We start from the raw sequence: 13811 nt of genomic DNA on the forward strand, positions 1-13811 counted from the left end.
TGATCGGCGAACCACGCTGCAGAAGGAAAAACCTGCGAGCTTTTTCAAATCAAACCGTTCTCTTTTAGAAATGGCGTAATAACCTGTTTTGCCAAGGCAGAATAGCTACTTTTGTCGTTCTCGTATTTTTGTAAAAAGGCAATCTTTCTCTTCATCCTGCCCTCCAGCTTATTCAATCTGGCCATATCATTTTTCTCAGTCGCTTCGATCATGTCGTCGAATATTTCCTTCATCTCTGAGATCTGAAATTTGATTGCCTGAAATAATTCTAACCGATCGTCTACCAGCGGCTTTCGGTACAAAGCATAAACTTGTATTGACGATTCTGCCTTCTTGCTCACTTCTCCTGTTTTCAAAACTTTCGCCTGGATGGCTCCGTTTTCGAGATACAACAAATGTTCTTCCGGGTGGTCGATACAAGGATTTAATAAAAGCCTGCCTTCCTCTTCTAACGCCGTTACGTCTTTGGTGTCATCAAGACATCGATACTTGTGCTCCAATAAGGGAAACTGATTACCCTTTCCCATTCCCTCTTCATTTCCGTTAGCGGTTTCTTGTGTTGTTTTCCGATTACAATTATTGCAGGAAAGCAATAGATTATTCCAATCGTAAGCTAACCAGTAGTAGCCCGGAATTAGCTTCTTTTTTTGCTCATCAATGATTTCTCCTTTTGGACGGAAATGTTCAATGTCGCCAACGGTAACAGTCGTTATCTTGGTCTCGCAATAAGCACATTTGCCGTAGAACAAGTCTTTCAAGGCACGTTTTATGTCTTTGCTATTGTACGCTTTAAACTCAAAAGTAGTTTTTGGCTTTGATGCAGGCGTTTTTTTCTTGACGGGTGGGATCGGCGCTTTGCCTTTTTTTATTGCCGTAAACCAGGCAATAGCTTCGGCTTTTTCTTTCTGGGCTGTTCCTTGCGGATCAGTTAGTTCCTGTGGAACAGGGATCCTATTTCGATCGATAAAAATCATGTCGATTCTTTCTTATTCCACAATGCACGAATTCTTGTTCTTACATCGTCCTCTGCTTTTCTTCTGATTTCATTTGCAGATTTAGCGATTCCCGTTGGTCCTTGTTCCTTGTTCGTTCCTTGGTTCGAGTTTATGGCAAATTGGTCGGGAGTTTTGATGTCACTTTTGGCAATTACCTCATCGACTGCTTTATAGATCAATTCTTCTCTCCAGGTGCTACCCAAGTGCATCCTCGGGGTTAGTTTGGCTTCAAGGACTTCCATCCTCGTTTTCTCGTCCGGTGATGGTTCTGCCTTGCGAAGCAATAAATAGTATTCGTTAAATTCTTTTTCCAGTGCGGGATCAACCACGCTGCTCAACCCAAAGAAGGGAGAAGTCAGCAACTGATCAACCCGGTATTCACTCGAATCCGGCAAATCATCAATAGCGAATACCCGTCTATTTTCATCTTTATCAAAAACCACGATCTCTCCCTTTTTTAGTCCGCGCAGACATAGCGGATCATGGGTAGTGACAATAAATTGGAGACCTGGAAATACATTTCTGAATTTTTTAACCACTTGCATCCGCCACCTCGGATGAAGGTGAGTGCCTATTTCATCAAGCAGGACGATACCCTGCGCCGTGTCGAAGACCACATTATCCTTCCACAAGGCCTTTATGATATCCACCGTGACGGCCACTACCGATTTATACCCGTCACTGAGCTCATCCAATGTATCGCGTTTCTTATTTCCGTAGTCGATATACACTTCGCCTCTTATGACCACGAGCTCCTCTGGTCCTTTGAGCAACAACAAATCCCTTATGGCGCGACCAATGTTGTGAAACAAATCTTCGTATTTTTTATTCGTCTTTGATTTTTTATACACCTCCAATATAAACCCCCTGGAATCTGCCAGTGCCACGTCATAACTGAACATGTTCTTTACTTTGATCTTTCCGGTTGCCTTTTCTTCCCGTAATAAACGGGTTGGAAAAAGTCGGGTCGATCCATATCCCAGTAGATAGGAAATGGGCTCTGTATAATCCGAACGAATACCTCCTCCTTTAGAGAATTTAATAGAAATTGGTTTAATACTTTCCTGATGATAGATCTTTACAAATCCACTGCCGGCTCCATGTCGCAAAATGTGATTTGCTTTTATTCCATGTTTCGATAGATATTTTTTACCCATTAATGTGAGCGCTATGGCCTGGAGAAAGGAGCTTTTACCCACACCATTTTCACCTAATAACATTAGCCACGGCTCATACTTATCATGCGTCTCATTGACGTCCTGTCCCATTTCATTGACCACATCATAGGAGGGAAAATTGACAGTAATGTTTTCAATTGATTTAAAGTTATAGATTTCGATCTTTTCGAGGAAAAGTTTTTGAGTCCTGATGCTTTTTATTTTCGGGAGACCTTTTTTAGACACAAGGGTAGTAACCCGTTGTTCTTCGGTTTTTACTTTAGTGGATGCAGGCTTTTTGATCGGTTTGCCTTTTTCAATAAGTTTTTCTAGGAACTTTTCGTTCAATTCCAGAATGGTGGTGTCGAATTTTGATTTTAGCCATTTTTGAATGATAACCTTTTTTTGTGCGATATAGGGTTCAGTTGGCGATATGTGTGCCATTAAACTATGCATTCTATCGTCAAGTGACTTCTGTAGTGCCGTTCCAACCTTTGCATTTTTCTTGTCCAGCGACTTAATCAATTCCAACGTAGATTCAATTTCACTCATTTGAAATTGCAATGTCTTGATAGCCATCAGTCTCTGTTCAACGAGAGGTTTACGATTCAACAGAAATATTTCAATGGTCGCTTCCCCTTTGCGCGAAAGCGAAATGGCAAGGCCTGTTTCATCAAAGGTGATGTGTTCTTCCGGTAAATCATGGCAGGGATCGACTAACAATGACTTTTCTCTCAGCACTTCTTCATAGGCAGCCAGGAGGTTGGCCCTCTTGCCTTCAACCGGGAAAATATTTCTCTTCGCGCGGCCACATATGCTGCAACTTAGGTAAAGGTTTCTCCATTCATAACAAAGCCACCAGTAATGGTCAGGATCTAATGTCTTACTTAATGAAACTGCCCCACCTTTTGGTCTGAAATTCTCGATTTCACCCGGAGAAGTTGCTACAACACTAGACTCGCAGAAGGCACATTTCCCATTAAAGGTTCTTGAAATCGCTTCCCTGATTTCCTTGCTACTATAGATTCTGAATTCAAATCGTTGCTGTCTTCGCTTCCCAATTGGTGCGTTGTAGAATTCCCTTGCAGCATTAAACTCTGCCATCATTCTATCGGACTTGAAAATACCGGGTTCGGCGCCTCGATTGATATAGATCATTGCACAAAGTTGTTGATAACGAGTAACTAAAGTTCGGTAAACTTTTTGATCATATCAATACCGGTGAAACGAAGTTTCGAAGGTGGCAACATGGATGTAGTCACGGTCTACCCATTGAATGTTGGGGCCTGTTTTTCGTTTTGGACTGGGTAGACCCTGGCAATGAATCTGTATAACTAGCTGATGCATTAGCCATCAACATACTTTTTATAGTTGAAATGCGCGAAATCAAATCTCAAATTTCTATATTCATATCTATCAAAGTTAAACTATATCTATATGACCTGCTTCTTTCAAGCATAAGCTATCCTATCCAGCCACCACTACCACCTCAGCGCAAACGATAGCTTCGCATAATTCACCCGACGTGACAAGAAATGGTTATCAACTTAAAACCCCCCAATAACTATGTCAAAATCAAAAACAATCGTACTCATTCATGGAAATTTCGTGAACAACACCAGTTGGACAGAATGGAAGCGTTACTATGAACAAAAAGGCTATAAGGTTTATTCACCCGCAAACCCCGGACACGAAGGCAATCCCGCAGCGTTGCGGGCAAACGTTCATCCTGACCTTACGAAAACAGGTTTTATCGACGTTGTGAATAACCTGGATAAGCTAATAAGCACCTTACCTGAAAAGCCATTAGTCATTGGTCATTCCATGGCAGGAATGGCAACATTGAAATTGGTCGAAATGGGGAAAGCGGCAGCGGGCGTGAGCATTGATGGAGCTCCGCCGAAAAATGTTTTCCCGCCATTTCAAACGCTGAAGACGGTGTTGCCGGCCTTTGGATTTTTTTCCTTTGATAAATATTTTATGGGTAGTCGAAAATGGTACGATTATTCATTTTTCAATACCCTGCCGGAAGCAGAGCGGGAAAAAGCGTTTGAAAAAATTGCGGTACCCGAAAGTTACAAGGTCAGTCGTCAATTGGTTTTAAATTCTTTTTCAAATATAGATTTTAAGAAACCACATGTGCCGATTTTATTTGTAGGCGGCGGCAGCGACCATATTTTCCCGCCCAATCTTACGCAGACAATAGCGGGAAGTTATAAGGACAAAAATAGCAGCGTGGATATAAAAATATTTGAAGGCAAAAGTCACTTCATCTGTGGGGAACCGGGTTGGGAAAAGGTGGCCGATTATATTTTGGATTGGTACGAAAATAAGTAATACCGAATGCAACAGGGGCACATGGTTTTTTTGGAGTCATGAGAGAATGGGTTATCCATGGGCCCTTGTTGAATACAGTCTTAAGGCTACTCCTCCCTTAGCCCACGCAGCACGCTAACCCTCGCGGCTTTTATGGTCTTCAAGGCTACTGCTAACCATGAGACAACCAGTGCGACGATGGCGGCAAGCGCAAAATGCCACCAGGCGAGGTCAATCCGCTCGGCAAATCCAGACAACCATTCCTTGGCCAGGTAGAAGCTGATGGGCAACCCGAGGACGATGGCGACCAGTACCGGAACCGTGAACTCCCGCGACAAGACGCGCACAATGTCCGTCGGCGTTGAGCCGAATACTTTTCGTATGCTGATCTCCTTCATCCGCCGGTCTGCAGCAAATGCCGCGAGCCCAAAAAGTCCCAGGCATGAAATGATGATGGCCACCATGGAAAGATACTTGGAGAGGGAAGCCATGGAAGTCTCCGGGGCATAGAGCGCCAGGTATTCATCGTCCATGAATGTGGCATCAAAGGTGTAGCCGGGCAAAAAGGTGGCGTATACTTTATGTAGTTCGTTGATCGCCTGCTGTTCCTGGCCGGGGCGAATTTTAACCATCACCGTCCGGCCATTGGGATCGCACCGGAAGATCAACGGCTGCACGGTCTCGTGAAGGGAGCCGTAATGAAAATCGCGCACAACGCCAACGACTTCGCTACCCCCATTCAGATCGATCGTTTTGCCAACCGGGTTCCGAAGCCCCATGAGCTTCACGGCCGACTCATTCAGGATGACCTTCGAATAGTCGTCATGGCGCTCCTTGGCGAACGTGCGGCCTTCACGCATTTCAATTCCCAACGTTTCTATGAAATCGAATCCCACTACGGGCGATTGAAATACATAGTTCCGCTCGCTTTCCTGGCCGCTCCAGGTGATGCCACTTTGCCCGGGAATATTATCCAGAATATTACCCGACAGGTTGGTGGCATGAAGCACGGGAGGTAAATCCCTGATCCGGGCCATGAACGATTCAAACTCCTGATTGGTTTTTCCTTCCCCGAGCCCGTTCCACATATTATACAGCTTTCCCTTCCATGGAAAGCTGATGATATTATAGCGGTTATAGCCCAGGTCTTTCGTCTGCGTGAATTCAATTTGCTGATGGATCACTTGTACGGCGACGAGGAATACAACGACGAGGGCAAATTGAAAAACAACCAGACTCCTCCTGAAAGTCCATTGGCCACGGGATTCCGCCAGCTTTCCCTTCAACACGGCCACCGGCTTGAAGCGGGAAAGATGGGTCGCGGGGTATGCGCCCGCAATGATCGCCGTGAGCAACACAATTCCTCCCAATCCAACGATGTGCCGGGGTTCGATCTCCGACAAGAGATCCCGGCCCACCAGATCATTCAGATGGGGCGTGATGAGCACCACCAGGATCACGGCAACAACGGCAGAGATAAGCGTCATGACCAGCGACTCGACAAAAAATCGATGTACCATCAACCACTGACTCGCTCCCATCGTTTTCTTGACACCGATCTCTTTCATCCTTAAAGATCCCTCGGCAGTGGAAAGATTGATGAAGTTGACACAAGCAATCAACAAGATGAACAACGCCAACGCCGAGAAGAGCCTGACGTTGTCGATGCGTCCACCCGAGGGTATGCCGTTCACATAGTTGCCATGAAGATAGCGTTCACTGTACCGCTGGCTGAAGAGCGAAAACTTATCCAGGCCCGGGTCTTTCGATTTCAGAAATCCTTTCAGCTTTGCGTCAAACTGATTAACATCGGCGCCTTCCTTCAGCAACACAAAGGTCTGGGCATAGTCGCCGGTCCACTTTGCGGCATAACGATCGTTATCCAGTAACACCTCCATGCTGAGCAGGAAATCAAACTGGGCCGACGAAGTCGCGGGAAGGTTTTCAAAGACTCCGGAAACGAGAAATGTACCCTCGAACAAAGGATGCTTCCATTGAACACTCTTGCCGATCGCATCGCTGCTATTCGGGAAGAGCCGCCGGGCAGTCTCTTCCGAAATGACGATGCTGTTTTTGTCCGTGAGCACACGGTTCACGTCGCCCTGAAGTAACCGGAAAGAGAATACTTTAAAAAAATCAGGGCCCGCATGCCAGCCGGTTCCCTGAATGCTTTTGTCCCCCGCCGATAAAATTCCGTCCCTCGTTTCCCAGGAGAAAAAATTATTGGTGGCGACGGCGCGCTCAACTTCGGGAAATTCGGCGACCAGCGCAGACGCCAGCGGTACCGGTGTTATATCCAGTGTAAGGGTATTTTGAAATTGAAGGTTGTTCATGACCTGATAAAGCCGTGAATCATGCTCATGAAATCGATCGACAGCGAGCTCATGTTGAACCCAAAGCCCGATCAGCAATACGCACATTAAACCGCTCGAAAGACCGATCACATTGATGGCAAATGTAGTTTTGTGACGGGCAAAACTTCTGAAGGATACCGTTAGATTGTGTGTTAGCATAGCGGTAATGTTTTTGTTTCGACGGAAGAGATCAGAACTCCTGACAAGCCCCGGACGGCACAGAAGAAGTACATCCCGGATCAGCAAAAGATGCGCGCGACGGCGCCCAACACTTTCGGCCCGGCGATAGTAGAGCTGGACCAGATCACCCTCGATGTCTGGAAGGTATTCAGGCTTGCAGAACCATCTGAGGAGTTTCAGGGGGAAGCCGGGCACCGATGTGTTTTCTTTCTTATTCAAGCTTGAAGGTCAGTTGTGGTAAAGCACTCCATAATTCATCGCGTGTACTGCGCGTATGCAAAAGCGCCCGCTTTCCGCCGGCCGTTAAGACAAAGTAAAGTTTTGGACGGCCTCCGCGGTTTTTCTCGGTCCCACCAGGTTTCGATTTCAAATGTCCCTTGTCCTCTAACCGTCGGAGGGTGACCTGGAGTGCGCCAACACTGACCTCGCGTTTCAGGCGATTCTCTATTTCGTCCTTGATCGTCACGCCGTAGGCATCTCCGTCGAGTATCCCCACCGTCAGCAGTACAATTTCCTCAAATTCTCCGAGCTGATATTTCTTCATAACCAGGGCATTGCATGATCAATAGTACAAATATTTTTGTTCAATTACTACTTTGTAGTAATAATGTGGGCAAGTTGTGTTTTTCGAATACGACGAAGTAAGGGAGGCTTTTTATTCCACTTTCGAAAAAAACTGTTCGCAGGCGGACTATTCATTAAAGAACCGGGTCTTTATTCGTTGTTGTTTCGCTGGTTATTTCTGGCACCATTCTTTCTGAACATGGAGCGGTCATTTGTGATGAAAAGTTGAGCGGATTGAATCTCCTCATCCTAACCCAACGCCTATGAGCATGACTGCGTGTTGCTGCCGGTACAAATTCCTTGCGCAAATAATTATGAATGGAAAGGCAGAAACCGTTCGGGTTTTACTGAAATTGTCAACGCGATGAAATTTTGTTTCGGAAATAACTTTTAATGAATCTCATGAGAATTTACCTCTTTATTGTGTGTCTTGCAGGTACTATGACGCAGAACATTCTTGCTCAAAAGAACAGTCATGCTTCTGATCACAAGCAGGAAAAAAAGGAAAAGTACAGTCATGATCTTCCCGACTTCGATCGTTATGTAGAACTGGAAACCAAAGTGGATACAACGGGGAGTGTAAGTTGCGCCGATTTCGATGGCGATGGTCATCTTGACATTCTCCTGGTGAAAGGACGACATTGGCCTATTGTCGACCGGGTCCTTCTCGGTGATGGGTTAGGCGGGATCCGAAAGGCTTATGACCTCGGGAAGGTAGCAGACCGCTCATACACCGGCGGTGTAGCTGATTTGAACGGCGATGGTTCCCCTGACATTGCGGTTAGCAATGATGACCCGGATCGGAAACTGATTTATTTTAATGACGGGAAAGGTAATTTTAAAATGGAGTCTGAATTCGGGAGCCCTGAGTGGTCGACCCGGAATTTGTCCATTGCGGATATCAATGGTGATCGATGGCCGGATCTCATTTTGGCGAACCGCGGTGATTTGGGAAGAACATCAAATGATATCTGCTTAAACAATGGGAAAGGACAGTTTGCCAAATGCATCTCATTTGCCCCATATCCTGCCACGGCAATCTATCCTGTGGACATTAACAAAGATGGTTTCGTAGACCTTGTTGTGCCGCATCGCGACGGTGGCCAGAGTTACGTATACCTCGGCAGTTCAAATGCAACCTTCCCGGACACGCATCGCATTCCCTTCGGGCCACCGAACGCTACGATTCGTATTGCAGCGGCAGCAGATTTCAATGGAGATAGTATACTTGACATTGTAGCGATAGACCAAAACAAAGGGGTAGATCTTTATTTTGGACAAGAAGATCAGACTTTTTCCGAAGGCATTTCCTTAGCAGGCCCAAAGATCGTCCCCTATGCACTGGAAATAGCGGATCTGGATAATGACAAAAAGATTGATATTATCGTAGGCTATGTAGAAGCGCCATCAACGGTATTTTTTAATGACGGTACAGGCCGCAACTTTAAATCGATTTCTTTCGGCGATGCGAAGGGCACAGCGTATGGTTTTGGAGTTGGCGATTTCAATGAAGACGGAGTGCTTGACATCGCGGCTGCCCGCTCAGACGCTACGAATGTTTTGTACTTTGGCAATAGCAAAGCAAAAAAAAGTAAATGAACAATGTTAAGGGCGACAGAAGAGAAGGTCACTCAGCCAAAGTAAAATGGGAGTGACGCGATAACACCTGACAAAGTCGCAAATACCCTTCATGAGTTATAATCCCACGTCTTAAATTTGCTTGATCACAAAATGAATGGTCACAGCTTAAAATTCAAAGACACATGAGAAAATTAAAAGTGCAAATGAACATTTCCCTCGACAACAAATGGGACAGTGGAATGTCAAATTTTAGTTTGGACAATCTTAAGGACGTGGACTGTCTTTTACACGGACGAAAGACCGGCGAGGGTTTTATTCCTTACTGGGCGGAAGTAGCAAACAATGCAAACGACACCGAGCATAAACTGGGAAAACGATTCTCAGAGATCCCGAATGTTGTTTTTTCAAATACACTCACGGAAAGCAAGTGGGAGAACACAACTCTTATAAAAGGTGATCTCCAACGGGAGATAGAAGTCTTAAAAAACAAAAACGGCAAAACGATCATGGTTTACGGCGGAGATTCATTTGTGGCATCGCTGATCGAACATGACCTGATTGACGAGCTCTATTTACTGATAAACCCTGCAACGATTGGGAACGGACAACAAACCTTCAATCCTTTAAAAAAGGATCTAAAGCTGAAGCTTGTGAAATGTAGCCCTTTCGATTCGGGTACCGTTGTGCTGTGTTATACAAGATGAAAGCCAGATGAGATCGATGTAAAAAAATACCTACAAAGTCATGGTATTTTGGCGAAATTGGGGGAATGAAGCATCTTATTACCCTCTCAGCGCTATGGCTCTTTCTCTACTCTACCGCGCCTGCTCAAAAGCGTTTGGTATTCAGCCCCGGCAAACGGGTGTCCACAACGGTCTATCAACCCGTGGATATTGTATTCGATGCCGGAAAGCTTCCTTCGACCAATCCATTTGACATCACGTTTGGGGCGACGGTCACCAATAGCTCCAACCAGTCCGATACCATTTATGGATTTTACAATGGCGGCAAGGAGTTTGTTCTGAGATTTAACCCTACAAAACAAGGAGATCATCCGTTTCAAACCTTCTCCACGGTCAAAAAGCTTTCCGCATTGAAAGGCGTGATCAGGGCAGAAGCAAACACGGATTCGGACATACACGGTAGGGTTAAAGTCTCTGCCAGCGCTCCACAAAAATTTGAATACCAGGATGGCACACCCTACTTTGCGCTCCCATTCGAGCTCGATTGGCTATTTGCTTTGGATATCGACAACCCGTCGGCTTTACCCAAAACAACGGAGATCGTGCAGGCCGTAAAGGAAAACGGTTTCAATCAAATTGTGATGAATGTTTATGCCTACGAAACATCATGGAAAACGGATGCCACCACGCCTCGGCAGTACAGTTATAAAGATCCGCCCTACACCGTGTTTGGCGGAACCAATGAAAAGCCTGATTTCACCAGCCTGAATGTTTCATTTTTTAAACATTTCGATCGCGTCATTCAATACGTACATGAACGCGGCATTGTAGCGCACGTCATGATCTACGTTTGGAATAAGAAAGTGAACTGGCCCGCGATGTACAGCGCAGAAGACAATCGATATTATGATTACATCATCAAACGATATCAAGCGTACCCCAACGTGATTTGGGACGTTTCCAAAGAAGCGCTGGACTATGGTCGTTGTGACATTCCTTACATCAACGAACGCATTGAACGGACCCGGAAACTGGACGCCTATCACCACCTCGTAACCGTTCATGACTATGAATATTGTTCGCGCGAACCGGACAGGGTTGACTTCATCTCCATCCAGAATTGGAGACCCGATCTGTATTCCTTGAGTCTGGAAGCGTATCTCAAACATTCTAATAAGCCGGTAATGAATATTGAACATGGTGGATATGAAGAAGGACCCTTTTCAACCTTTACCGGTAACTATACCAATGCGGAAGTGTGCCTGGAGCGAACCTATGCTTGCGTTTTTGCAGGTGTCTACGGATCCTATTACTGGCAAAACACTTCGTGGGATATCGTGATTCATGATATTATGAATCCAAATCAAACCGCGTTTCGCAAGCCGCGATTTGATTACTACAAGCACCTTCAACAACTTTTTTCAACATATGAATTTGCGAAGTTGAGCCCCCACAAGCCGAAGCTCACGACCAACTCAAAGGAAGGCTTTGACAATCTTGCCTTCAGCGGATATGCCCTCACCGACAACAAAGCACTGTACCTCTACTATGTTCCCAAAGACAACTATAGTATTTGGACAAATATTCCCAAGCCGCCGTCAGGGGAGGTAACGTCTTCATGGTTCAACATCTTCACTGGCGAAACCACCCCGGAGGTTAAAGCGAAGAGTGGTGGCTTCGGGATGTATCAGTCACCGTGGAAAGGTCAGTCAGCGGTTCTGATATTGAAAGCTGGTCAATGAAGATCTTCGCTTCGCCATGCGACCCGGTCCGGAAATGAAAAACCCAAATGAGCCACACCGTGACTTCACTTGGGTTCCCATTCTGTAAATTTCCTTTTAAGGTTTACAAGACCTTTGGCTTCCTCATCACGCTAATGTTTTCCCTTGGTGTATTGATTCATCCAGGTATAGATGTCCATCGAGAAGGGATCGTAAGCCGGATCTTCGTGGCCCATGCCGGTAGCGGTATAGGTCATTTCCCCGCATAAATGACCCACCCCAGGGTATAAGGTCAGCTTCGCGCGGACCTCGGGGTTCAAGGCGTTGATGGCAGACACCAGTTGCTTCGGGAAATCCGGGGAAGCGACCTCATCGGCCTCGCCATGGAAGATCCACACAGGCACCTTGGCCGTGCGCTGGGTAAACAAGTCGTTCATGACACCGGTGGCACCGATCGGTACGGCGGCGGCGATCTGGTTGTCGTCGAACGAGTTCAATTGATCGAGTGTTGCGTTGCCACCCATGCTGATGCCGGTGAGGTAAATGCGCGTGGTATCGATGCGATACGTGGTGCTCACAAAGCGGATGAACGCACGAAGGTGTTCGCGCTCCCACCATCCTTCGTGACACTGCGGCGAGATGACGACCATCGGGTGCGAAGGTGCCCAGTGTTTTTCGGCAATCATTCTTGACGGACCGAAAGCCAACACCTTGTCGAGGTCAGATGGCGACACCTGGCTGTTGCCGACTTCGCCGGAGCCATGCAAATAAATTAGCAGCGGGTATCGCAACGTATCGGTCGCGTAAGCTTCGGGTGTATACAACCAGTATCCGAACGGCGCGGCGTCTGTGCCCAGCGGCACAGGTCTTTGTGTACCTTTATCGTCGGTTACCGGAAGCGTGGTGTCTCCGGGGATATTCGTTGTGTCGCCCGGTGTGTTTGGATTGGACGGATCCGGATTGGGATTTACAGGCTGCACAGGGTCCTTCGAGCATCCCAAAGCGATCAGCCAAGTCGCCAACAAAATGAAGAGTTTGTTTTTCATAGCGAAGGGTCATTAGGGTCATTGATCTAACGGGGAGCTGCAAACAATATACCGCCGTGTATGCCGGCAGTGAGGCATAAGGATGACCTTCTAAATTTGGCTGAAAATGGTCTTTTTCAAATGGCGTGGGTAAAAAATTACACGGTTCTCGCAACAGGCAGTGCGGAAAAAAAAGCCACATAGAACGAAATATTCCACAACTCCCCAACCCTGGCTATGGGTTTTTTGCGTCTATTTTTTCCGAAGACAACGTTGTTGGTTAACACAGATCACCCCATGGTCATCACGCCGGTGTTTTACTTTGTGTATTGATACATCCAGGTATAGATGTCCATCGTGAAAGGATCGAAAGCGGGATTTTCGTGGCCCATACCTGAACCCGTATAGGTCATTTCCCCGCATAAATGACTCACCCCAGGGTATAAGGTCAGTTTCGCCCGAACCTCGGGGTTCAATGCGTTGATGGCGGACACGAGTTGCATCGGAAATTCCGGCGAAGCGACCTCGTCTGCCTCGCCATGGAACATCCACAGCGGCACTTTGGCGGTGCGCTGGGTAAACAAGTCGTTCATTGTACCGGCAGCTCCAATCGGTATGGCGGCGGCAATCTGGATGTTGTCGAATGAGTTCAATTGATCGAGTGTCGCGTTGCCACCCATGCTGATACCGGTGAGGTAGATGCGCGTGGTGTCGATACGATACGTTTTGCTAACGAAGCGAATGAACGCGCGAACGTGTTCGCGATCCCACCACACTTCGTGACACTGTGGCGAAACCACTACCATGGGGTGCGAAGGGGCCCACTGCTTTTCGGCAATCATTTTTGACGGACCGAACGCCAACACTTTGTTGAGCTCGGTTGGCGACGACTGGCTGTTGCCGACTTCGCCGGAGCCATGCAAATAGATCAGCAGCGGATATTTCAATGTATTGGTTGCATAACCTTCCGGCGTGTACACCCAGTATCCGAAAGGTGCGGCGTCAGTGCCAAGCGGCATGGGCGTTTGTGTGCCTTTATCGTGGGTTGTCGGATGTTGCGTAGTGTCTCCGGGCGTATGCGTAGTGTCACCTGGTGGGTTTGGATTGGGATTTACGGGCTGCACGGGATCCTTGGAACATCCCAAAGCGATCAGCCCAATCGTCAACAAAATGAAGAGATTCTTTTTCATAGTGAAGGTCAATTAGGGGCAGTCAATCTTGACTAATGGGGAGCC

10 protein-coding genes and 1 pseudogene are annotated in these 13811 nt (G+C 46.7%); 4 read left to right on the plus strand and 7 right to left on the minus strand.

Annotated elements, in window-relative coordinates:
- Positions 1-44: 44 nt before the first annotated feature.
- Positions 45-974, minus strand: coding sequence for a retron system putative HNH endonuclease (locus tag D4L85_RS14305; RefSeq protein WP_119754932.1), 930 nt, complete (start codon positions 972-974; stop codon positions 45-47).
- On the minus strand, positions 971-3310 hold the full coding sequence (locus tag D4L85_RS14310; RefSeq protein ID WP_119754933.1) for an AAA family ATPase: 2340 nt from the start codon (positions 3308-3310) through the stop codon (positions 971-973). Before D4L85_RS14310 ends, D4L85_RS14305 begins: the two co-directional genes overlap by 4 nt.
- A gap of 408 nt (positions 3311-3718) precedes the next feature.
- Here D4L85_RS14310 and D4L85_RS14315 point away from each other — a divergent pair, with 408 nt between their 5' ends.
- Complete coding sequence (locus D4L85_RS14315) at positions 3719-4489, plus strand: alpha/beta hydrolase (protein WP_119754934.1); 771 nt, start codon at positions 3719-3721, stop codon at positions 4487-4489.
- Between the two features lie 86 nt (positions 4490-4575).
- Here the strand turns inward: D4L85_RS14315 and D4L85_RS14320 are convergent, their stop codons facing one another.
- From D4L85_RS14320 to D4L85_RS14325, 3 genes and pseudogenes are all read right to left on the minus strand, one after another.
- Positions 4576-6981 (minus strand): ABC transporter permease, encoded by a 2406-nt coding sequence (locus tag D4L85_RS14320; protein ID WP_160143731.1) that lies wholly within the window; start codon positions 6979-6981, stop codon positions 4576-4578.
- Positions 6982-7080: 99 nt separating this feature from the next.
- A pseudogene (locus tag D4L85_RS35115) lies at positions 7081-7197 on the minus strand (permease prefix domain 2-containing transporter); the annotation flags it as partial.
- 16 nt (positions 7198-7213) lie between these two features.
- Complete coding sequence (locus D4L85_RS14325) at positions 7214-7546, minus strand: PadR family transcriptional regulator (protein ID WP_119754936.1); 333 nt, start codon at positions 7544-7546, stop codon at positions 7214-7216.
- Between the two features lie 422 nt (positions 7547-7968).
- Between D4L85_RS14325 and D4L85_RS14330 the strand changes: the two genes are divergently transcribed.
- The 3 genes from D4L85_RS14330 to D4L85_RS14340 all read left to right on the plus strand — a co-directional run bounded on the left by D4L85_RS14330 (position 7969) and on the right by D4L85_RS14340 (position 11572).
- Complete coding sequence (locus D4L85_RS14330) at positions 7969-9165, plus strand: FG-GAP repeat domain-containing protein (RefSeq protein WP_160143732.1); 1197 nt, start codon at positions 7969-7971, stop codon at positions 9163-9165.
- Positions 9166-9329: 164 nt separating this feature from the next.
- Positions 9330-9851 carry a dihydrofolate reductase family protein gene (locus D4L85_RS14335; protein WP_119754938.1) on the plus strand — a complete coding sequence of 174 codons (522 nt, stop codon included), beginning with the start codon at positions 9330-9332 and terminating at the stop codon, positions 9849-9851.
- Positions 9852-9916: 65 nt separating this feature from the next.
- Entirely contained in the window at positions 9917-11572 is a 1656-nt protein-coding gene (locus D4L85_RS14340; protein ID WP_119754939.1) for an apiosidase-like domain-containing protein, read from the plus strand.
- A gap of 131 nt (positions 11573-11703) precedes the next feature.
- Here D4L85_RS14340 and D4L85_RS14345 read toward each other — a convergent pair whose 3' ends face one another.
- Both D4L85_RS14345 and D4L85_RS14350 read right to left on the minus strand, forming a co-directional pair.
- The gene (locus tag D4L85_RS14345) at positions 11704-12597 is read right to left on the minus strand and encodes a carboxylesterase family protein (protein ID WP_119754940.1); all 894 of its coding nucleotides are present in this window, start codon (positions 12595-12597) and stop codon (positions 11704-11706) included.
- A gap of 296 nt (positions 12598-12893) precedes the next feature.
- Entirely contained in the window at positions 12894-13766 is an 873-nt protein-coding gene (locus D4L85_RS14350) for a carboxylesterase family protein (RefSeq protein ID WP_119754941.1), read from the minus strand.
- Between the last annotated feature and the right edge of the window lie 45 nt (positions 13767-13811).

The organism is Chryseolinea soli, from assembly GCF_003589925.1.
In the GTDB taxonomy this organism is placed as follows: Bacteria; Bacteroidota; Bacteroidia; order Cytophagales; family Cyclobacteriaceae; genus Chryseolinea; species Chryseolinea soli.